Source organism: Nannocystis bainbridge (assembly GCF_028368995.1).
Classification (GTDB): Bacteria; Myxococcota_A; Polyangia; order Nannocystales; family Nannocystaceae; genus Nannocystis; species Nannocystis bainbridge.
Genome location: NZ_JAQNDL010000001.1, coordinates 1,957,800 through 1,979,687, shown reverse-complemented (window position 1 = coordinate 1,979,687; position 21,888 = coordinate 1,957,800). Strand labels below are relative to the sequence as shown.

17 protein-coding genes are annotated in these 21,888 nt (G+C 71.8%); 6 read left to right on the top strand and 11 right to left on the bottom strand.

All coding sequences use genetic code 11. The annotated features are described in order from the left end of the window. Nucleotides 1–33: 33 nt before the first annotated feature. The 3 genes from POL25_RS07685 (at nt 34) to POL25_RS07675 (ending at nt 3,976) form a co-directional block, all read left to right on the top strand. Nucleotides 34–1,299: an outer membrane protein assembly factor BamB family protein gene (locus POL25_RS07685; protein ID WP_272085259.1), complete on the top strand. Its 1,266-nt coding sequence runs from the start codon at nt 34–36 to the stop codon at nt 1,297–1,299. Nucleotides 1,300–1,774: 475 nt separating this feature from the next. Further along, a complete protein-coding gene (locus tag POL25_RS07680; RefSeq protein ID WP_272085258.1) occupies nt 1,775–2,617 on the top strand; it encodes a hypothetical protein in 843 nt (280 codons plus the stop codon). Between the two features lie 36 nt (nt 2,618–2,653). After that, nucleotides 2,654–3,976 (top strand): RNA polymerase sigma factor, encoded by a 1,323-nt coding sequence (locus POL25_RS07675; protein ID WP_272085257.1) that lies wholly within the window; start codon nt 2,654–2,656, stop codon nt 3,974–3,976. Here POL25_RS07675 and POL25_RS07670 read toward each other — a convergent pair. Further along, nucleotides 3,945–4,319 (bottom strand): hypothetical protein, encoded by a 375-nt coding sequence (locus tag POL25_RS07670; protein WP_272085256.1) that lies wholly within the window; start codon nt 4,317–4,319, stop codon nt 3,945–3,947. The two genes, POL25_RS07675 and POL25_RS07670, sit on opposite strands and share 32 nt — an antisense overlap. Here POL25_RS07670 and POL25_RS07665 point away from each other — a divergent pair. The 3 genes from POL25_RS07665 (at nt 4,291) to POL25_RS07655 (ending at nt 9,320) form a co-directional block, all read left to right on the top strand. Further along, entirely contained in the window at nt 4,291–5,712 is a 1,422-nt protein-coding gene (locus tag POL25_RS07665) for a hypothetical protein (protein ID WP_272085255.1), read from the top strand. The genes POL25_RS07670 and POL25_RS07665 overlap by 29 nt on opposite strands. A gap of 107 nt (nt 5,713–5,819) precedes the next feature. Next, nucleotides 5,820–7,625, top strand: coding sequence for an FG-GAP-like repeat-containing protein (locus tag POL25_RS07660; protein WP_272085254.1), 1,806 nt, complete (start codon nt 5,820–5,822; stop codon nt 7,623–7,625). A gap of 111 nt (nt 7,626–7,736) precedes the next feature. Continuing rightward, entirely contained in the window at nt 7,737–9,320 is a 1,584-nt protein-coding gene (locus POL25_RS07655) for an FG-GAP-like repeat-containing protein (protein ID WP_272085253.1), read from the top strand. 69 nt (nt 9,321–9,389) lie between these two features. Here the strand turns inward: POL25_RS07655 and POL25_RS07650 are convergent, their stop codons facing one another. The 10 genes from POL25_RS07650 to POL25_RS07605 form a co-directional block, all read right to left on the bottom strand. Continuing rightward, complete coding sequence (locus tag POL25_RS07650; RefSeq protein WP_272085252.1) at nt 9,390–10,895, bottom strand: hypothetical protein; 1,506 nt, start codon at nt 10,893–10,895, stop codon at nt 9,390–9,392. A 98-nt stretch (nt 10,896–10,993) separates the two neighbouring features. Continuing rightward, complete coding sequence (locus POL25_RS07645) at nt 10,994–12,067, bottom strand: hypothetical protein (protein WP_272085251.1); 1,074 nt, start codon at nt 12,065–12,067, stop codon at nt 10,994–10,996. A gap of 4 nt (nt 12,068–12,071) precedes the next feature. Then, nucleotides 12,072–14,732 carry a TonB family protein gene (locus POL25_RS07640; protein WP_272085250.1) on the bottom strand — a complete coding sequence of 887 codons (2,661 nt, stop codon included), beginning with the start codon at nt 14,730–14,732 and terminating at the stop codon, nt 12,072–12,074. 166 nt (nt 14,733–14,898) lie between these two features. Further along, on the bottom strand, nt 14,899–15,672 hold the full coding sequence (locus tag POL25_RS07635; protein ID WP_272085249.1) for an energy transducer TonB: 774 nt from the start codon (nt 15,670–15,672) through the stop codon (nt 14,899–14,901). Further along, nucleotides 15,669–16,088, bottom strand: a complete 420-nt coding sequence (locus POL25_RS07630; protein WP_272085248.1) for an ExbD/TolR family protein — start codon at nt 16,086–16,088, stop codon at nt 15,669–15,671. The genes POL25_RS07635 and POL25_RS07630 overlap by 4 nt, the downstream gene beginning before the upstream one ends. A 3-nt stretch (nt 16,089–16,091) precedes the next feature. Continuing rightward, the gene (locus POL25_RS07625) at nt 16,092–16,817 is read right to left on the bottom strand and encodes a MotA/TolQ/ExbB proton channel family protein (RefSeq protein ID WP_272085247.1); all 726 of its coding nucleotides are present in this window, start codon (nt 16,815–16,817) and stop codon (nt 16,092–16,094) included. A 12-nt stretch (nt 16,818–16,829) separates the two neighbouring features. Beyond that, nucleotides 16,830–17,771 carry a hypothetical protein gene (locus tag POL25_RS07620; protein WP_272085246.1) on the bottom strand — a complete coding sequence of 314 codons (942 nt, stop codon included), beginning with the start codon at nt 17,769–17,771 and terminating at the stop codon, nt 16,830–16,832. Nucleotides 17,772–17,775: 4 nt separating this feature from the next. After that, entirely contained in the window at nt 17,776–19,554 is a 1,779-nt protein-coding gene (locus POL25_RS44175; protein WP_272085245.1) for a porin, read from the bottom strand. Then, nucleotides 19,551–19,958, bottom strand: a complete 408-nt coding sequence (locus POL25_RS07610; protein ID WP_272085244.1) for a hypothetical protein — start codon at nt 19,956–19,958, stop codon at nt 19,551–19,553. The genes POL25_RS44175 and POL25_RS07610 overlap by 4 nt, the downstream gene beginning before the upstream one ends. A gap of 48 nt (nt 19,959–20,006) precedes the next feature. Continuing rightward, nucleotides 20,007–21,188: a hypothetical protein gene (locus tag POL25_RS07605; RefSeq protein ID WP_272085243.1), complete on the bottom strand. Its 1,182-nt coding sequence runs from the start codon at nt 21,186–21,188 to the stop codon at nt 20,007–20,009. Nucleotides 21,189–21,888: the final 700 nt, after the last annotated feature.

Here is a 21,888-nt window from a genome sequence, read left to right as displayed (position 1 = left end):
GGCCGGGGACGAGCTTCGGTGGAGGACAACACCATGCGATTTGCCGCCCTATCCCTCACAGCGCTCGCTCTATCGGCCTGCGTCCCCTCGATCATCGTCGGTGACGCGCAGCAGGGTGAATCCGCCACCGACGAGCCCGTGCTCACCACCGGCGATCCGGCCGGCGGGGAGATGCCCACCGGCTCGACCACCGGCGCGCCGCTGCCCGCGGTGTGTGGCGACGGCGTGGTCGGCGACGGCGAGGCCTGCGACGACGGCAACGACGAGCCCAACGACGGCTGCGACGCCGACTGCACGGTGACCGGCACTGTCGTGTGGACCCGCCAGGGCAAGGGCCAGCTCACGGACCTCGCCGCGGCGCCGGACGGCACGATCTACATCTGCACCACCGGCGTGTTCGAGGAGCTCTCCAAGCTGAGGGCCTTCGCGCCCGACGGCGCCGAGCTGTGGACCATCGATCTGCCGGACAGGGGACCTATCACCGTCGCCACCGGGGGGCAGATCGTCCTGACGACCCCTCACTCCGGGATTCATCGATTCGCCCCCGACGGCACGGAGCTGGGCTCATGGACGCCGCCCGAGGAGTTCATCATCGACATCGCCGCCGCCGGCGACGGGCTGTTTGCGATCTCGGGCTCGAACGCGGTCGAGGGGCAGATGCTGGTGCGCCGCCACGATCTCGAGACGGGCGAGATCGTGTGGGAGACGGCGACGGCGGAGGGCCCGATCGTCAGCCCCGCCGAGGTCGTGGTGGTCGGCGAGCGGGTCCTCGTGCCCGGGCACCTCTTCGACGAAGAGCGGCGGCCGATGCTCGCCGCGTTCGCCACCGACACCGGCGCCGCGCTCTCGCTCGCGCTCGACGACCCGCTGAACCCGGCCTGGAAGTCGGTCGCGAGCCTCGGCGACGGCGGTCTCGCGCTGGCCGGGCAAATCGTCGAACCCGGGGCGCACATCGTCCGGCGTGTGACGGCCGATCAGCAAGCGGCGTGGACCGAGCTCACCCTCGACACCGCCATGCAGCGGCTCCGGCCGGAGCAATTGGCTGCGGGCGCGGGGGGCCACGTCGCCGTCGTCGGCGCCGACGCGCGGGACAACTGGACCGCGACTGTCCACCTGTTCGACGGTGAGGGCGAGGTGCGGTGGACTTCGCGGTTCTCCGACCCGTCCGAGGACAAGCTCGGCGAGGCGCTCGCGGCGACCTTCGGCGCCGACTACCTGGTGGTCGGCGGACACGTCTTGACCCGGCTCGATCACGACGACAACAACCAGTGGTGGGTGCGGCGCTTCGCCGTGGATTGAGCGCTCGGCCTGGCTCTCAGGGCATGCTCGAAGGGGCATGCTCGAAAGGGCATGCTCGAAGGGGCATGCTCGAGCGGACATGTCGTTGATTTGACGGCTGGGAGTCGCGGCCGAAGAGGGAGCTCGGGGTCGTCGAGGCGTACCGAGTCCCATGGGATTTCCGCGAGGCGAGCATCGACCTCACGAGCCGCGTGCGAGGGCGCGGCGGTCCGGAGCATGATCTTTCGGACATGCTCGAATGGTCATGTGCTTTGCGCCGCGTCCTCGTCCGAGCGCGTCTCGCAGCGTCGGGTCGGCGGGTGAAATGGGTGGCTCGTCCCGGGTCGGCGGCCAGCTTGCGCGATCGAGCGTGAAGCGGCCTGCGCGGGTCGGCGCCGCCGGAGCGGGCGTGTGCCGAGCTCGACTGTGGGCCTCGTCGCCGCTGCTCGGTCCCGCCGCTTGCCGGAGCAAATGCCCGGCCGGTACCATCGCTGCGGTGCTCGCCCCCTTCTCGCTGTCGCTGCTGCTGGCGTCCGCGCCGGCCGTGGCGTGGCAGGCTCCGCCCGAGTGCCCGACGGCCGCGGACGTGCGGGCGCGGCTGCAGACGACCGTGGCCGACGTGCCGCGCTCGGCGGTGACCGATTTTCGCGCCCGCGTGACCCGCGTCGACGCGCAGACCTGGCGGCTCGAGACGGCGGCGCGCGGCGAGTTCGGGACCACCGAGCGGCCGGCGGTCGAGTCGGGCCATTGCTTCGAGTTGGTCGACGACTTCATCCATTACGCCGACACCGTGTGGCGCACCTGGGCGGTCGACGAGGCGCCGGCGAAGCGGCGGCCCGCGCTGCACGTGCGCCTGGCCGGGCAGGTCGGGCTCGGGCTGCTGCCGCGCGGGGCCTTTGGCGGCGGGCAGGCGATCCTCGGGGTGGTGTGGAAGCACGCGCGGCTCGAGCTCGGGCTCGCGGCCGACGGGGTCGACGGCCTGCGGCTGCGGCCCGACGACCCGGCGTTCCGCTCGGACTGGGTCCGCGGCTCGCTGCTGGTGCGCGGCTGCGGGGTGCTGCCGACCCGGCGCGTCGATTTTTTGCTGTGCGCGGGGGTCGAGGGCGGGGCGCTGGCCGGGCGCGGCGGGGCGGCGTGGAACCGCGCGGTCCCGACCTTCAACGTCCACGCGGCGCCGGGGCTGGTGTGGTGGTTTCACCGGGTCGTCGGCCTGTGGCTCGGGGCCTCGGGCGGCCCGCTGCTGCCGCCGCTGGAGCCCCGAGGCGCCGGCGGGAGCTACGGAATCACTCGGTTTTTCTTCGCCGGCGGGCTCGGCCTCGAATTTCGTGCAAGCCAGTGACGGAACGCCCCGGAGCCGGGCAGCCCAGAAGACCCCATGACCCGCGACCCGAAGTTCGCCGCCATTTACACCGAGCACGCCGCGCACGTGTGGCGGCTCGCGCGTCACTTCGGCGTCCCACCCGAGCAGCTGCACGACGTCGCGCAAGAGGTGTGGGTCTCGGTGTTCCGCCAGCTGGAGAGCGTCGACCTGACGCGCCCGCTGAAGCCGTGGCTGACGGCGGTGGTGTGGAACCACGTCCGCCACCTGCGCCGTGGCTACGCCCGCCACATGCGCAAGGCGCAGGCGCTGACCGACGCCGAGACGGCCCGCGAGGCCCGCGAGGAGCCGATGTCGCGCAGCGAGGCGGCCTGGACGCTCGAGGCGGTGCTGCGCGAGCTGCCCGAAGACCAGCGCGAGGTGCTGATGCTGTGCGACGGCGAGGGCCTGTCGGCGCCGGAGGTGTCGGAGGCGCTCGGGGCCCCGCTCAACACCATCTATTCGCGCCTGCGCCTGGCTCGCCGCCGCTGCCAGGCGTTCGCGGCGACGCTTGGCGCGGCCGGCTGGGCGCTGCTGATCCAGCGCCACTGTCTGCAGCAGGGGCCGGCCCCGGGCGAGCTCGATCGCCTGAGCGCGGCGCTGTCGGGGCCGATCCCGGCGCAGCTGGGCCCGGTGGCGGCTGCCGGGCAGGCGGCGCCGCGCTCGGGGCTGCTGCTGGGGGCGGCGGCGATCGTGGCCACGGTGGTGGCCGCGGCGGCGCTGATGGCGGGGCTGCGCGAGGAGTCGACCGGGCCGGCGATCGCTGCCGTCGGCGCGCGAGGCGTCGAGGCGCAGGAATCACCGCAGGCCGCGGCGAGCGGCGAGGCGGGGGAATCAGCGCAAGCGAATGGTGGGGGCGAATCCTCAAAGGCGGGCGAGGCAGCATTGCCGGTGGCGGGTGAATCACCGCAGTCGGCCGGCGAGGACGAATCACCGCAGTCGGCCGGTGAGGACGAATCATCAAAGGCCGCGATCGGGAGCGAGCCCTCGCCGCCGACTGTCGCGCCGCGTCGTCCGGCGCGCCGCAGCGCTCCGCCGCCGCCCGTGAGCGCCCCGCCGGTCGAAGATCCGTCGAGCGCGCGCCGCAACAGCCTGGCCGCCGAGCACCGGATCCTCGACGAGGCCAAGGCCGCGCTGGCCGCGGGCAACACCAGCCTGGCCCTGTCGCTGCTGGACGAGCACCGGCGCGATTTCCCGCGCAGCCCCAGCGCGGACATCCGCGACCTGATGCGCGTGCGCATCCACTGCACCCGCGGCAACGTGGCGACGGCGCGCACGGTCGCCGACCAGTATCCGAGCGATCCGCAGTTCACGGCGCTGATGAAGCGGTGCAAGGCGTGAAGCCAGCGACGACGCGATCCGCACCTCGCCGGCTGTCCAGACACGACAGGGATGCGGCGGCGCGAGGCGTGAGGTCGGGTGCGACGCGATCCAGACCGCGCCGGTCGTCCAGACATGACAGGGATGCGGCGCGAGGCTTGAGGTCTGCGACGAGGAGAATCACCGGTTTGCGACGGCTCGCATGGACTGTGATCCTCGCCTGCACGCCGCAGGTCGTGCCGATCGACAGCGACGGGGCCGGATCGACCTCGGTCATCACCAGCACGACGACGGGGGGCGAGACGACGATCGCGGAATCGACGTCCTCCGGGGCGATGATACCGACGACCACCGGCACGACCACGGGCGCGCTCGAGTGCGAGCCGCCGAGCGGACCGGGGAGCTCGATCGCCTCGCTGATCCACGTCACCGGCGCCGGCAAGCAGACGCTGCAGGCGGTCGCGCTCGACGGGGCGGGCAACACCTACGTGGCCGGCAACTTCGACCAGGAGATCGCGATCGGCGGCTTTCAACACGCGCTGGCGATCGGCGAGCAGGCGCCGTTCGTCGCCAAGTTCGACTGCGCCGGCGCGCTGCAGTGGTTCACCGCGGGCGAGCCGCAGGACGCGGGCGCGAGCGGCGTCGCTCTGGCGCTCGTCGTCGGCGAGACCGAGGTGTACATCGGCGGCAGGTGCGCGGCGCCGCTGAGCTTCGGCGCGCTGCCGGTGCTCGCGGGCGGCGGGGCGTTCGTCGCCAGCTTCGCTGTCGAGGACGGCGCGCCGACGGCTGCCACCACCGCGCTGGGTCAGGCGACCGAGGTGCGAGCGCTCGCGCTCGGCGACGCGGGGCAGCTGTTCGCGGCCGGCGACTGTGCCAGCGCCGATCCGGACACCTTTGGCTTTCTGATCGCCGCCCTCGCGCCCGCGCTCGACCAGGTCACGCCGCGCTGCCTCTTGAGCCCGCCGGTGATCGATCCGATGAACGGAGAGCCGGTGCGCACCACCACCGCCTCCGCCGTCGCGGTCAGCGGCGACGCGGTCTTCATCGCCGGCCAGATCACCGGGCCGGTCGCGGGTGACGAGCCCGTGGTCGTCGGCGCGGCCAATGGATTCGTCGCCCGCGTCGGGCTCGACCTGCCCGAGGATTCGGAGGCCATGTTCGCCGGCGACAGCTGGATCGTCACGCTCGGCAGCAGCTACAAGGACCGCGTCAACGGGCTCGCCGTGACCGACGACGGCAGCGGCGACGTCGTCGTCGTCGGCCTCGGCGAGGGGCAATTCTTCCCGGGCCTGCCTGGCTGCGAGGACGACTCGCTCGATCGTTACACCGGCTTCGTCACCCGCCTCTCGGCGCTGGACGGCGGCTGCGTCGCCCATGACATGCTCGAGTCCGGCACGATCCAGGCCGGCGAGGTCCACGCGGTCGCGGTCCACCAGGGCGCCATCTACGTGCTGGGCCAGTTCGTCGGCACGCTCGAGGTCGCTGGCGACACGATCGCGGATGTCGGCGACACCGGCATTCGCATGTTCCTGCTCGACCTCGATTCCGAGCTGCGGCTCAACTCGCACGCGATCAGCGACCAGGAGCCGGGGGGCGAAATCTGTGTCGGCGACGGCGAGTCGCGCGCGCTCGGCTATGGCATCGCCGCCAGCGCGGAAGTGGTCGCCGTGGTCGCGGACGCCTGCGGCGACGGGGTTGGGCTCGGTGGCCAGGCGATCGCCGACAGCGACGCCATCCTGGCCGGATTCGTGCCGTGACCGCGCCTCGAAAAAAATCGTCGTCGGCGTGACGGGCCGTGACGGATGGTCGGCGAGCCGGGAAGACAGCGTGAGAGGTGACCGAGTCACCCCAAGGAGTCCCACGCATGTTCGTCTCGACCGATTCCTCGCGGCCCGCCCGCGGCGCTGCCGTCCTCGCCCTCCTCACGCTGCCGGCCCTCGTCGGCGCCTGTACTGACATGGCCGCCGACGCCGTCGACACTCTGGATGATGATGTCGACCTCGCCGAGGGCGAGGAGCCCGGCGACCCGCGCGGCATGCAGCCCGGCATGGCGGACCTCGTCCAGCCCAGCGAGCCCGCGGCCGGCAGCATCCAGGCCCCGCTGCCGGCGGCCTACTGCACGATCAACGTCGCCGGGGTCAATCGTGCCACCGAGACCGATTACATCCCGCGCGTCATCGCCTGCGAGAACGGCGGCGCCGACTTCGAGGCGCTCAAGGCCCAGGCGATCGCGGCCCGCTCGGTCGCTTATTACGCGATGGCCAATGACGGCACGATCTGCGACAGCCAGGGCTGTCAGGTCTACTCCTGCGGGATCGCGCCGCAGGCGATCCATTACGAGGCCGCGGCCGAGACGGCGGGGCAGTACCTGTCTCACAACGGCTGGCTGACCTACGGCTTCTACGTCGCCGGCGATCCCAACCTGCCGCAGTCGAGCTGCATCGACACCGCCAACGGCTCGGTCGCGGCGACCGAGAAGTACGTCACCTTCAACGACGGCAAGAGCGGTCAGGGCGTCTCGCAGACCACGCTCGGCTACGTGTTCCCGCTCGGTTCGGCGGGCTACGGGCAGAATCGCGGCTGCATGTCGCAGTGGGGCGCGCGCTGCCTCGAGCAGAAGGGCCGCGACAGCAGCGGGATCCTCCGCTTCTACTACGGGGCCGACATCCAGATCCTGCAAGCCCAGGGCGCGTGCGTGGTGCCGGCCGAGCCGCCGGAGCCGCCGAAGCCGCCGCTCAAGCGAGCGAGCCAGTCGAGCAACCGCGACTACAACGGCGACGGCGCGGACGACATCTTCTGGTATCAGGCGGGCGACGGCGCCGATCCGCTGTGGCTCGGCAAGGCGGCCGGCGGGTTCACGCAGACGTTCGCGCCGAACGTGCAATCGCTGTACTTCACGGTGGCGGGCGACTTCAACGGCGACGGCCGCGGCGACGTGTTCTTCTACGCGCCGGGCGAGCTGCCCGAGGCGATCTGGAACGGCACGGCCAATGGTGGGTTCACCAAGTCGACGCCGAAGACCAGCGGCGGGGCGGTGTTCAACGTCGGCGGCATGCACTACCAGCCGATCGCCGGTGATTTCGACGGCGACGGGTTCGACGACGTGCTGTGGTACGCGCCGGGCGAGGCCGACGATTTTGTGTGGTACGGGCTCGGCGGCAACAAGTTCGAGAACGTGCCGATCACGATCGCCGGCACCTACTTGCCGGTCGCGGGCGACTTCGACGGCGACGGCCGCAGCGACATCCTGTGGTATGGCGGCGGCGAGGCCCCGGAGGCGGTGTGGTACGGGCGGGCCAGCACCAACGTGCCGTTCGACAAGACGACCACCAGCAACGTCGCGGGCCTGTATCTGCCGTTCGCCGGCGACTTCAACGGCGACGGGCGCGACGACATCTTCTGGTACGCGCCGGGCGAGGCGCCCGACAACCTGTGGAACGGCACGGCGGCGCGCGGCTTCAGCAGCAGCCAGCCGAAGCGGCAGGACGGGACGGCGTGGAACGTGATCGGCGGGTTCACGGCGGTGCCGGGCGACTTCGACGGCGACGGCGACACGGACATCGTGTGGTACGGGCCGGGCGGCGACAACGACAGCGTGTGGTACGCGACCGGCAGCAACCGCTTCGAGCCCGGCCTCCTCAGCGTGTCCGGCAATTACGGGCCGGTCTGACAGTCACGCGAAACAACCTTTGCAATGTTGATAGCGCCGCGCACCTTCGCGGCCCGACAATCGGTGGAGATGACGACCATGCATTCCATGTTCAATGGTAATTCCCTGCGAATGAAGCTCCTGCGGCCCGCCCTGGCGGCGGCGGCCCTGTGCGCCTGCGATGCCGAGCAGGTCGACGACCTGGCCGACGCCGAGACCACGGCCGACGCCGAGGACCCGGCCGGCGCGCCCGAGGGCCTGCCCGACGGCCACGAGCACGGCCGCGAGTACACCAGCGAGGACCGGCCGGCGGCCGGGATCAGCTGCGCCGCCTCGAGCGCGACCGGCTACGTCGACGGGGTGCCGTTCCAGATCGAGCTGGTGACGGTCGACGGCGAGCCGGTCCAGATCGCCACGGCGAACGCGTTCTACGTCATGCAGCAGGCGGCGGCGGCGGGCGGGGTGCACATCACGGTGGGCAGCGGCTTCCGCACGATGGCCGAGCAGGAGTACTTCTGGAACTGCTACCAGACCTGTTCGTGCAACAACTGCAACATCGCCGCCAAGCCGGGCTACAGCAATCACCAGAGCGGGCACGCGCTCGATCTCAACACCTCGTCGTCGGGGGTGCTCGCGTGGCTGAACGCCCACGGGGCCAGCTACGGGTTCAAGCGCACGGTGCCGAGCGAGCCGTGGCACTGGGAGTGGTGGGGCGGCGGTCCGGGCGGCGGTCCGTGCGGCGCGGCCCCGCCGGAGCCGCCGGAGCCGCCGAAGCCGCCGCTCAAGCGGGCGAGCCAGTCGAGCAACCGCGACTACAACGGGGACGGCGCGGACGACATCTTCTGGTATCAGGCGGGTGACGGCGCCGATCCGCTGTGGCTCGGCAAGGAGGCCGGCGGGTTCAACCAGACGTTCGCGCCGAACGTGCAATCGCTGTACTTCACGGTGGCGGGCGACTTCAACGGCGACGGCCGCGGCGACGTGTTCTTCTACGCGCCGGGCGAGCTGCCCGAGGCGATCTGGAACGGCACGGCCAATGGCGGGTTCACCAAGTCGACGCCGAAGACCAGCGGCGGCGCGGTGTTCAACGTCGGCGGGATGGACTATCAGCCGATCGCCGGTGACTTCAACGGCGACGGGTTCGACGACGTGTTCTGGTACGCGCCCGGCGGCGCCGACGATTTCGTGTGGTACGGGCTCGGCGGCAACAAGTTCAACAACGTGCCGATCACGGTCGACGGCAACTACCTGCCGGTCGCGGGCGACTTCGACGGCGACGGCCGCACCGACATCCTGTGGTACGGCGGGGTCGAGCTGCCCGAGGCGGTGTGGTACGGGCGGGCCAGCACCAACGTGCCGTTCGACAAGACGACGACGACCAATGTCGCGGGCCTTTACTTGCCGTTCGCGGGCGACTTCAACGGCGACGGGCGCGACGACATCTTCTGGTACGCGCCGGGCGAGGCGCCCGACAACCTGTGGAACGGCACGGCGGCGCGCAGCTTCAGCAGCAGCCAGCCGAAGCGGCAGGACGGGACGGCGTGGAACGTGATCGGCGGGTTCACTGCCGTGCCGGGCGACTTCGACGGCGACGGCGACACGGACATCGTGTGGTACGGGCCGGGCGGCGACAACGACAGCGTGTGGTACGCGACCGGCAGCAACCGCTTCGAGGCGGGGCTGCTGAGCGTGTCAGGCAACTACGGGCCGGTGTGATCGCGGTGTGATGATTCGGCGCCCCCGGGGTCCGCGATGTCGCGGGCGCCGGGGCGCTTTCGTGGCCCGTCACGGCGCGCGCGCCAGAGCTGCTTGTACGTCGGCGTTGTCGACGTCGCGCAGAGCATCGAGGCCGCGCGAGGCGTCGAGAGCGAGCTCGCCGCAGGCCCTCAGCAAGGCCAGGTGCACGCCCCAGTGCACGCGGGGGGGCGCCTCGAGGAGTGGCAGCAGCGACGCGAGGGCGGGCGCGGCCTGCAGCTCGATCAGCGCTTCCACGGCGCGGAGGCGGACAGCCTCGCGCGGATCTTCGAGCACGTGCCGCGTCAGGAGCGGGATGACCTCGGCGCGCGGCGTATGTGCCACGCAGGTCGTCAGCGCGTAGGCTGCGTCCATGCCCGCGACCCACGGACGCGCGAGGTAGTCCCGGGCGCACTGCGCGACGGCGGCGTCCGGGGTGGTCTTGGCCAGCCAATCGATCGCATGGCTCGCCACGGCAGGGCGCGGATCGCCGACGAGGCGGAGCAGCGCCGCCTGTTCGCCCCACGCGGCGAGGAGGTGCCCGCACGCGCCGCGCACTCGCGGGTCGGGGTGCTCGACGAGGAAGGGCACGAGCCGCGCTCGATCGGCCGGGCCGACCAGCGAGGGCTCGGCCCGCAGCCGGCGCAGCTTGTCGCCCCACGGGCCGTCGGGATCGGCGAGGTCGCGGAGCAGCCGGGCGGCGTCGAGCGGCTGGCGCACGGGCCTGGGCGCCGACGTCGGCTCGCTGGCCGACGGCTGCAGGTCGTCCTCGGTCAGCGCGAGGATGTCCCAGACCGGCTTCATCCAGGCGAGCAGGTCGGTTCGTCGGGCGCCGACCGGTCCTTGCAGCGCTTCCGCGAACGAGTCCTGGTTGTCGAGCGCCTTCGCGGCCGCCTGCCCGCGCTCGCCCGCGGCGGCGCGCACCTCGGCGAGGCGCAGCACGACCCGCCGGGTCGGGTAATAGGCCAGGGCCTGCGCGGCCGCGATCGCCACGGCGTCGACTGAATCGTCGAGGGCGCGCAGCAACGGGACCTCGGCGGCGACCGGCTCGTCCCACAACAGGGTCTCGGCAGCGGCCTCGCGCACGCGCGCGTCCGGGTGCGCGAGGGCGGCGATCTTCAGCGCCTGAAACCGCGGCGCCTCGAAGCCCCAGGCCATCGTATGGATCGCCGCGCGATGGAGCGAGTGCCCGGGATCGGCGGCGATGGTGGCGACGAGTCCCGCTTCGTCGTGCTCCATGGCGACCATCGCCTGCCATTGCTCGACCGGATCGCCGTCGCGGATCAGGCCGGTCAGTGTGCGGCGATCGAGGCCCCGGCCGGCGCGCAAGACCGACGCGGCCGCGCTCCGCAGCGCTTCAGGACGCGTGCGATCGGCGAAGATGGCGACGAGCGGGGCCTCCGCGCGCGGATCGGCGAGGAACTGCAGGGTGATCACGATCTCGTCCTGCTCGTCCTCCGTCAGCTCGGGCACGACGAGGCGCGCGAGCAACCGCGCGGTCCAGGAACAATCCTTCGTGTCGCGGATCTTCGTGTGCGGGATGACGGGGCCGGACATCGCGGGCCCGAGTTTAATGGAAGTTCCGCCCGGCAGCGCCAATGCGGCGGCCTGATGTTTTTAATGGGAAAACATGTCCTGGAGGACGTGAGTGAGCGTCACTCGACGCGCACGGCGAGCTCGCGCCAGTCGGCGGCGCCGCGGTCGTCGCGGAGCACCACCCACAGCGTGAAGTCGCCCGGCGCGTCGGGGGCGGTCCACACGTTGTCGCTGAACGCCTCCGCCTCGGCGGGCGCGCGGCCGGTGCGAGCGGCGTCGTAGCGGCCGCCGGTCGCGTACCAGGCCACGCGGATCGCCTCGCGCGTGGTGACGAGCTCCAGGGTGGTCGGGTCGAAGCGCAGGTAGGTCTCGGCGCCGCCGCAGCCGAGCGGGCCGCCGCAGTCGGCGGGGCAGCTGGCGGCGGCCTCGTCGAGGGTGCACATGGAATCGCCGCACACCGGTGCTTCGGGACATGTCGCCCAGGCCAGGCGCAGCGGCAGCGCGCCGCCGGGCTTGACCTTCGTGACCGCGTCGGCGGCAATGACCTGTCCGTCGCGCTCGACCGCCACCACCGCCGGTGCGCGGTTGGGCCGGGCCCGGGCGCGGTACTCGGCCGACTGCTGCTGGGCGGCGCCGGCCAGGCCGCAGGTGATGCGCAGCTGAAACAGCGTCAGGTCGCTGTCGTCGTCGCCTGCGACGATGCGCAATGGCTGGTAGTAGCCACCGGTGATGTCGGGATCGACCGGGCGCCCCGCCGGCTGGTCGCCGATCGCGGGCGGCGGCTCGGGTCCGAACAGGCGGCAGCCGGGCGCGGGCGCGGGTGCGGTGACGGAGAGACCTGTCCCGAGAGCCAGCAGTGCGTCGCCCTCGCGTTCGAGGCAGGCGCGGCTGACCGGCCCGAGCTCGGCGAGCGGGCGGCGGGCGGCGCAGAAGGCCCACTCGAGCGGGCCGTCGACGAGGGTGCCGCTGGCGTCGACGTAGAGGGCCGACAGCGCGACCGGCTCGCCCGGTACGACCTCGGCCGGCTCGGCGCGCACGGCCAGCACGCGCGGGGCGTCGACGCGGGCGAGGTCGACCTCGAGGTCGGGCACGCAGGCGAGCAGCGGGGCGACGGCGAGCAGGTGGCGCATAAGACATGTCCTCAAGGACATCATAAGACCCGACTGCGTGATGAAACATGTCTCATCGGACATCTCATCAGAACTCCCACTGCAGGCCGAAGGCCGGTAGGACGGGGAAGCCGCGGATGTAATCGCGGACCGCGAAATCGGGGGAGTAGGCGATCTCCTCGGCGTTCTTGCGGTTCCAGGCGTTGAGCACTTCCAAAAAGACGTCGAGGTGGGTCCTGGCGATGTCGAAGCGCTTGCCGATCCGCAGGTCGAGCTGGACGAAGGCGGGGATGCGCGTCGAGTTGTGGGCGCCGAACACCGGCTGGAACCGGTCGAAGGTCGAATCATGGTAGGCGCCGACCACGGGGGTGCGCGGGAAGCCGGTGGCGTAGCGGAACCGGCCGCTGACCTCGAAGCCGCGCGGCAGGGCGTAGGCGAGCACCGCGGTGAGGATGTGGGTCTGGTCGTAGTCGGAAAGGCGCACCGGCGCGTCGGGGCCGTTCTGTCGCTCGGAGCGCATGAGGGTGTAGGCGACCCACCCGAACAGGCCCTTGAACAGCTCCTGCCGCAGCAGGAACTGGGCCCCGTACGAGCGGCCGCTGCCGAGAGGCGCCAGACCCTGGGCCGGCAGCGGCGAGTCGACCGGGCTGCGCATCGCCAGGCGATTGCTGCGGGTGAAGAAGGCGGTGACGTCGAGCGAGAGGGTCCGGGTGAACTTGACGGCGGCGCCGACGACGGTGTGCAGCGCCCGCGAGGTCGGCAGGCGCGGGTTGCCGAACACCGCCGAGAGATCTTCGGGCGCGGGCATCTGGCGATAGAGGCCGGTGGCGCCGCGCAGCTGCACGCGCCAGTGCGGCTCGCCGACGACGGCGAAGCGCGGCTCGACGGCGAAGTCCTGCTCGAACAGACCTACGGCCGGGACGCCGCTGGCCGGCGGGTTGCGGCGGCTGACGCTGCGCGCGTAAGGATCGATGCGCAGGCCGGGCAGGACGCGCAGCTTGCCTGACCAAAAGGACAGCTCGGCCTGGGCGTAGGGCGCGAGCCCGACCGAGGTAGTCTGCCAGTCGTCGCCGCCGATCTGGTCGGGCGGCGGCTGGCCGAACACGCGGATGTCGCCCTCGCGCGCGGGCAGGCCGAGCGAGCCGCGGCGCGACAGCTGCGTGATGTTGACCTCGGCGTCGAGGCCGACGTCGAAGGTGAGCCAGCGAGCGGCGCGCAGCCGCCGATTGGCGCGCACGCCGACGAGCCAGCCGGAGGAGGCGAGCGAGGTGGCGACGTCGCCGTAGCTGCTGACCTGGGCGGCGCGGGTGTAGCCGACGAAGGGGGTGACGGTGAGGTTGCCGCCGCCGTCGTAGTCGCGGGTCCAGCGGGCGTAGACGCGGCCGAAATCGAGGCGCCGCTGGTCGAGCACGGCGAGCGCAGGGTCGGCGCTGGGGATCCCTCGCGCGAACCGGTCGCCGCTGGCGAGGCCGACGATCTCGATGCGGTCGCGCGAGGAAGGTTTAATAGCGAGGCGCAGCTGGCCGTCGCCGTAGCGGGGGATCGGCAAGAAGGCGCGGGCCGATGGGTCGAGCAAGCGGTCGGCCCACAGTTTTAAATAGGAGGCCCGCACGGCGACGGCGAGGCGGACGCGCTCGCGCTTGTCGAGGGCGACGGAGACGACGGCGGAGGCGTCGAGGGTGTCGGCGGCGAGGCGGCCGCGCACGCGCTTGCCGTCGGGCGTGCGCGTGCCGACCGAGACCATGCCGCCGAGGCCGCGGCCGAACGCGGCGCCGTATCCTCCGGGCACGAGCTCGATGCTTTCGACGAGCATCGGATGAATGACGGAGCGCAGGCCGCCCTCGTGATAGAGGCGGGGGATCGGTACACCGTCGACGTAGACGCGGGTGTCCTGCGGAGCGGCGCCCCACACGATCAACTGGCCCGCACCGGCGGCGCTGCGGGCCACGCCGGGCAGGCTCTCGACCACGCGCAGGACGTCGCCGGAGGTGCCAGGGACCTTGCTGGCCTCCTCGGCGCGCACGGCCGTCGATACGACCTCGCGGCGCAGCGGCGGGGCGACGACGACGATCTCGAGGTCGTCGCCGCTCGGCGCCGCGGGCTCGGGGTCGACCAGCGAGACCTCGTAGGCGAGGTCGTGCTCCTTGCCCGACTCGAGCGCTTCGGTGAGCTCGAGCGCGGGCAGGCGATCGCCTGCGAGGGTGACGGTGGCTGTGCCCGGGGGCAGGTCGCTGAACCGGAACTCGCCGGCGGCGTCGGTGACGGCGACGACCGGCGCGGCCAGGCCAGGGAGGCTGACGGTGACGGTGACGCCGGCCACCGGCGCTCCGCTGCCGCGGCGCTTGATCACGCCGTGGTAGGCGGCGGTGGTCGGGACGGCGGCGGCGAGCTCGAATACGTAGCGGTAGGCGAGCTTGATCGCCGACGGCTTGCCGTCGACCTCGGCCGGGCTGAACCTGAACTTGAGGGCAGCCGCGACCGCGGCGGCGTCGAACGCCGGGCCGGCCGACTCGGTGACCTCGGCGCTGTGGACCGCGCCGGTCTCGTCGAGGTGCAGCCGCAAGGTCACCGCGGCCTGGCGCCCCGCCGCCTTCTCGCTCTCGGGGTAGTCGGCCGGGACGAACTCGACCAGCTCGGGCGCGCGGGTCAGCTGCGGCGCCGGCGGGGCCCAGGCGTGGGCGGCGGCGACCGTCGGGGCGAGGGCCAGCAGCGCCGCCAGGATTGTGGAAACTGCTGTCTTCAGGGACATGTGCGAAAAGACAGACGACGAGCTCGTGCGAGTGGCTGTCCTCGAGCACATGTCGAGGTCCTCGCTCGCGGCTGTCTTCTTGGACATGCGCGAACGGACAGGCGCGGGCTCGCGGCGCGAGGATGGCTTCAGGGACATGTCGAAACGGGCAGCCATGCGCCGACGGTCACAGCGTGAACTTGATCGAGATGGTGAGCGTGGTCGCGACCGGCTTGCCGCAGCGGGTCGCGGGCTCGAACCTGGCGGCCTTTGCGGCGACCTTGGCGGCGGCGTCGAGGTCGGGGTGGAGCGAGGCGAGCACGGTGACGGCGCCGACGCTGCCGTCGGCCTTGACCTCGAGCTGGACGCGGACCTTGCCCTCGACGCCGGCGGCCCGCGCGGCCTCGGTGTACTGCGGCTGCGGCAGCTCGAGCGGCTTCGGCTTGACCTCGGGCTCCTCGCAATTGTCGGCGGCAGCCTTCTTGGGCCTGGGGTCGAGCGAGCGCGTCTTGGTCTCGACCTTCTCGCGCTTGGCCCCGCCGCCGCCGGGGCTGCCGCCGGGGTCGCCGGCCGGCACGGACAGGCCGCCGGGTCCGCCGGCGTTCGTCATCGGCACCCCGAATTCGGGCACCTCCGGGGCCGCAGGCGGGCTCGCGGGCGCGGGCTCCGGGGCGGGCTTGGGCTCGGCCTTCCTGGCCTTCGGGGCAGGTGGTGCGGGCGGCGGCGGGGCCTCGGGCGCGGGCGCCGGCGGGGCCTCGGCGATCGGCTCGGGCGGCGGTGGTTCGGGCTCGGGCGGCGGTGGCTCGGGCTCGGGCGGCGGCTCGGTGACCTTGATGACGATCGGCGGCGGCGGCGGCGGCTCGGGCTTGTCGACGCTGCGCACGCCCAGCCACAGCGCGCCGTGAAACAGCGCGCTGATGACGTAGACCGCGCGGGCCGTCAGCCGCCGCCGATCGCTCATGGCTTCTTGCGCTCCACGTTGACGGCGAAGCTGGTGATGCCCTCGACGCGCGCGAGGTCGAGGACGTGCACGACGGCGCCGTGGTCGGCCCGCTCGTCGGCGCTGACGACCAGCGTCATGGCCTTGTCGGCGGCGTAGAGGCCGCGCAGGCCGGTGACCAGGGCGGCCTCGTCGACGGGCTGCTTGTTGAGGTAGAGCGCGTGCGCGTCGGTGATGGTGACGGCGGCGACGGTGGCGGTCTTGCCGTCGCTGGTGGCCGTCTTGGGCAGCTCGACCTTGAGCGTCTGCGACACGATGTAGGTCGCCGACACCATCATGATGACGAGCAGCACCAGCATGACGTCGACCAGCGGGGTGACGTTGATGGCGGCGATCGGGGCGCGGCGGCGGCCGCCGGTGTCGGTGGTGCCGGCCATGGCCTACGCGCCTCCGCTGCGGATCGGCTCCAGCGGGCGACGTGCCGCGCGCGCGGGCAGGCGCGCCAGGTTGTCGGGGTCGTGCGCCTCGGCCTCGGCGCGCGCCTCGGCCAGCTTGAGCCAGGCCGACAGCAGCCGCGCCAGCGCCAGCACGCTGTTCTCGAGCTCGCCGGCCTTCTTCTGGGCGACGTTGAAGCCGATGACCGCGGGGATGGCGACGAAGATGCCGACGGCGGTGGCGACCAGCGCCTCGGAGATGCCGCCCATGACGTTGCCCATGGCCGACTGGTCGCCGGTGCCGAGGTAAGAGAACGCCTCGATGATGCCGAGCACGGTGCCGAACAGGCCGACGAACGGGGCGTTGTTGCCGATCGTGCCGAGCAAGACGGTGCCGCGATCGAGGCCGGCGCGCTCCGAGGCCAGGCCGCTCTCGACGGCGTCGAGGAAGGCCGCCGAGCCGCCCTCCTTGAACAGCATGGCCTGACGCAGGACCTCGGCCTCGACCGTCTTGCTGCCGGCGAGGGCGGCGTCGATGCGGTCCTCGTCGCGGGCGGCGATGGCGGCCAGCAGGTCCTGGCGCAGCTGCTCGCCGCCGGCGCGGTTCTTGCGGAAGAACAGCCCGCGCTCGACCATCGCCGCGATCGACAGCACCGACAGGGCGAACAGCAAGTAGAGCACCCAGGTCGCGCCGAGCAGGGCGATCTTGATCAGTTCATCGACGACGTTCATAAGGCACGGTCCTCACGGTTGCTTGCTGGCCATCACGTAGAGCGGGGTCTTGCCGCCTCCCGTGGCCTGGAGGTCGACGAGCGCGCCGCCGGTGCGCGCGTCCTCGACGAGGGCGAAGGTGCCGTCCTCGCGCTCGACGCGGCGGTAGACGGCGGCCGAGAACAGGGTGCCGGGGGCGCCGCAGGCGTCGTAGAGATCGGCGTAGATCAGATAGGTGCCGCGCGCGGGCGGCTCCTGGAACACGACCGACTCGCTGTTGCGGCCGTCGATGGCGCAGCCGGCGTTGCTGTCGCGCACGAGCCTGCCGGTGGTCGGGTCCTTGACGACGCCGGCCGGGACCTCGGTGTCGATCTTCTCGCCTGAGGTCGGGGTGGCGTGGGCGATCCGCTTGCCGCCCGGGGTCTCGACCACGAGGTCGAGGTCGACGTCCTGGTCCCACTCGAGCGTGATCACCAGCGCGGGCGGCGGGATGGTGGCGTCGCAGGCGTTGAGGTTGTCGGGCAGGCGATCGTCGCGGACGCACACCTCGAGCTCGAAGGCCGGGCCGCAGCGGCCGGCCTCGTCGATCGCCGCGAGCAGCAGGGTGTGCACGCCGGGCGGGGCGCCGCCGCCGATGTCGTGGCGGAGCTGGAAGTCGCGCTCGCCGGGGTACATCGGGTTCTTGTCCTGGACCGGCCGCACCCACCAGCCGCTGCCGAGATCGGCGAAGCGCACCGCGATCGCGTGGGCATCCTCGGTCGTGCGGCCGCTCAGCAGGCGATCGCGCTGGCCGACGGTGAGGATGCCGGACGAGGTGTCGAGCGACGTGACCTTCGGGCCCGCTGCGACGAGCGGCGGCTCGGCGTCGAGCAGCTCGCCGTCGGGCACGCGGATCGGCTCGAAGAGGCCGAGCTGCTGCTCGACCTCACCGGTGCAGGCGACGGTAAACAACAATGCGAGCAGCGCCGCGCGCATTTGATTAAAATTCCCCCTGCAGGCGGACGATGAACTGGTCGTTCTTGAGGTTGGCCGGGACGCCGCGGCTGTCGCGACCGAGGGCGTCGAGCACGGCGTCGTACTGCAGCACCAGGCGACCGCGCACGCCGGGGATCCACCCTGGCGGCAGGAGGGCGCCGACGATCGGCGAAATGGTGTGGATGGCGGCGGCCTTCGGCACGAACTCGCCGCGGCGGCGGTCGAGCAGGTCGGTGTTGGGGTCGTAATAATCGTAGCGGCCGCCGACGACGGCCCGGCCGAACAGCTCCTGGATGACTGCGACGTAGCCGTGGAGCTCGCGCAGGTCGGCGCCGACGACCACGGGGTCGGCGACGATGAGGTCGCGGTCGAGGTTGCTGGCGATCGTGCCCTCGGCGAGGATCTGGGTCCAGCCGGCCTTCGAGCGCAGGCCGACCTGGAAATCGGCGCCGACGGCCCAGCGGCGGAAATTGAGCGACGGCGTGGCGGCCTGGCCGGGCACTGCCACCAATTCGCCGGTGTCGATCGCGCCGTTTTCGTTGAGGTCACTCCATTCGAGCCGGTTTTTGGTCGCCTGGCTGCCGCGGTGGAAACCTGTCCCATAGAGCAGGCTGACGCCGCCGCTGAGGGCGTGCTTGCCGGGGCGAGCGGCGAAGCCGAAGCGGCCGATGTAGTCGGGGGCGCGGGTCGGGTCGGTGGTGTTGCGGGCGCCGGCGCGGTCGTCGAGCGGGGTGCCGTTCATGACCGCGAGGTCGTAGCGGAACGCCGCGATGCCGCCGCGCACGCGCACGCCGACGTCGACCGGGCCCGGGAAGAACGCCAGCGAGCCGAGCGAGCGCTCCATGAACATCATCTCGCGCTGGCCGAGGCGCAGCTCGTGGCCGAACGGAGCCTCGGTGAGGCCGGCGGTGACCATCAGGTACGGCGGCCGGGCGGCGTCGGGGTTGCGCCAGACGAAGCTCAGGTTGGCCTGGCGCACGCCGACGAACGGGCCGCGGGTGGTGCTGCCGTCGAGCTCGAAGTCGAAGGCGACCCATTTCCAGTCGCCGCTGATCCGCAGGCGGCCGCGGCGGACCATGAAGCGGTTCTGATTGAGCGTCGCCCCGCCTTGCTGGATCTGGTCCTCCGACAGCTGGCTCCACTGGTACTGCGATTGGATGTACCCGCTGAGGCGCACGCCCCATTGCGACACGCCCGCGCCGGGGCCGAAGCCGATGTGCGTCGGCGCGATCTCGGCGCGGCCGACGTCGCCGACCCGCACGAACGGGTTGCGCGCGCGGGACTTGAGGTGCTCGGCCTTCTCGACCCGGCGCTCGTTCTCCACCGTGTCGAGGCGGGCCTGCACTGCCGCCAGTTGCTCGCGCAGCCCGGTCAGCTCGGGGTCGGGCTGCCGCGGTGGTTCGGCGACCGGCTCTTCGATCGGGACGGCGTCGAGGTCCGGGGTTGCCGGCGCCGGTGGGGGTGCGGCAGGCGACGTCGATTGGTTCGCGGGCGTCGCCGGCGCGGTCGTCGGTGATTTGCTCGCAGTCGCCGGCGCCGTCGAGGTCGTCGGGGACGAGGGTGATTTGCTCGGGGTCGGCGGGTTGCTCGGCGGCGACGTCGGCGGGTTGCTCGGCGACGTCGGGGCGGGTGTCGGCCTCGGTGATTTTGTCGGGGGCGGCGGCGCGTCGTCCTCGTCCTCGATCTCGATCGAGACCGACGGCGCCGCGGCGGCGACCTGCGGGTACGCCAGGACCAGCGCGCCGAGCCAGGCCACGGGGTGGGTGCGTCGAGAGAAGATCACGGCAGCGGCGGCAGCGTCCCGTCGTCCTTGAGCAGCGGGAGGCGGTCCTTCGTGTTGGGGAAGGGCTCACAGGTCGCGTCGGAGCACGCGCTCAGGTGCTGCTTGTGCGTCGTGGGCGGGCAGCTCCAGCAGCCTTCCGGGGTCTCGCACTCGGCGGGGTCGCCGGTGGTGCTGGTGGGTGGGTCGGTCGGCTCGTCGGTGGTCGAGCCCTCGCTGGTCGAGGTCCCGGTCGGGTCCTCGGTGGTGGTGCCGGGGTCGGTGGTGTTGCTGGTCGGCGTGGCCGAGGTCGCGGGGTCGTCGGTGTCGTCGCCGGGCGGCTGGACCTGCTCGTTCGAACAGGCGCCGACGAGGCCGACGGCGAGCGCGAGGACGAGGGCGCGGGCGGGGAGGGAGGCGATGGGCATGGGGCTCCTGGAGGCTTGGCGGATGGCGCGAGGGACAGGTCGCAAGGGTCAGATCACCTCGCAGTAACCGTGGCGGCAGACCGGCGCGTCGGCAGAGCAGTCACCGTCGCCCGCGCACGCGTGGCAGTCGGTCCCGCCCGCGGCCCGTGACTCGTAGTAGCAGCCGCACGGCGCGTCGGGCTGGAGGCTGTAGAGCGGCCCGATCTCCTCGTCGCGCCACACCTGCATCGCGCACTGCGGGATGGTGCCGTTGTCGATGATGATGTCGAGCAGCGGCAGGCCATCGGGCAGCGGCTCTTCGCCGGTGAAGAAGCCGACCAGGCGGCGGGTCTCGGGGTTTGTGATCACGCCGTCGCCGCCGACCGGGGCGTAGAAGTTGTAGGGGCTCCACAGGTCGTAGTGGCCGTCGCGGACGTTGCGCTTGTCGAACCCGGTGGCCGTCGAATCGGGCCAGTAGGCGCAGGTCTGGTCGCGGGCCTGGTAGGCGAGCGTGTGGACGGTGTCGCGGTTGAGGTCGGCGACCTCGGTGCTGACGAAGCCGAGCGCGGCCTCGGGGTTGACCGACTGGCCGACGCCCGAGATCATGGCCTGGTTGGTGCCGACGTCGTTGCCCTTGAACTTTGTCGGCGGGATGCCGGCGCCGAGGGCGATGGCGATCAGCGCGGCCGAGGTGGCGTTGCGGCTGTAAAGCTCGGCGTCGACGGTCCACGGGGCGACCTGGCCGAGCGCGGCGCCGAAGCCGTAGACGAAGTAGACCGCGGCGGCGCTGATGGTGGTCTGGCTCGAGTTGTTGGAGGCGATGAGGCTCCACGAGGTGATCGGGCCCGGGAACTCGGCGATGCCGTCGGGGATGGCGTCGACGCCCTCGCACAGGGTGCCCTTGACGCCGAGCATGCCGAAATCGGGCTCGGTGCCGGTCAGGGCGAGGTCGCAGGTCTGCTCGGCGCCGTCAGCGTCCCAGTAGTTGGCGGTGCCGGTGATCTTGGTGCCGTCGACGAAGTAGGTGATGCCGAAGCAGGCGCCGGGGCTCTGGTAGACGAGGTCGATCGGGTCGTCGATGGCGTGCAGCGCGGCCGCGACCTTGGCCAGCAGCGGCTTGCTGGCGCTGCCGCCGATGCCGATGACGGGGTTCGGGAGATCCGCGCAAGGAGCGGCCAGGACCCCGCGCGGCGCGAGGGTCAGCCCGAGGGCGGCCGCGAGCGGGACGTACGAGGCGAGGCGAGGGGACATGCTGCGTGGAGGAATCCATTAAAAAAGATGCCTTGCAAGTTAAACTGAACGACCTCCAGTTCGGCTCCAGGCCGGATTTGCGGACGTAGAGCCGCAAGAACGGGGATATGGGGCATATCTTCGTTGGAAGAGGGGGTCCTTAAGGGTGTCGGGTCGTTAATTTTAGTGAAGGCGCAAAAACGAACGTGCGGAGAATGGAGCCGCGTCGCGCAAGCGACATGGCGCGAGAGCCAGGCCGGTCGTCGCGGGTGTTCGGTCGAGACTTCGAAATATGGGTGGGCAATGCAGTGAGTTTGCGGGGGCCGAACTGTGGAGCGCATGAGCCTGAGAGGATTCCCGGGTGCGAGCCGTCGGCGGCGGTCGTACACGCGTCGACGAGGGGAGAATGTGGGTACTTCTCAATGCGCATTTTGGTTCAGGCAAGCGGAGGTCCGAATGCCGTCGGTTGGGGTGACGAGGCCGCGGTGCGACCGCCGAGAGCGAGGAACGGCGTGCCGTCGGCGGATTCGCCGTTCGGCCGCGGATGCGTGAGGAGCACGGCTTTTGCTCGCGGCGGCGTGATGGCGTGATTTCAAAAATCGGGGCTTCGATCGGGGCGTCGTGGTGGCGTGATTTCAAAAATCGCGGCGTTCGCTCGGCGCAATGGCGTGATTTGAAAACTCGCGGATTTCGCTCGCTGCCGCCTGTTGGCGTGATTTCA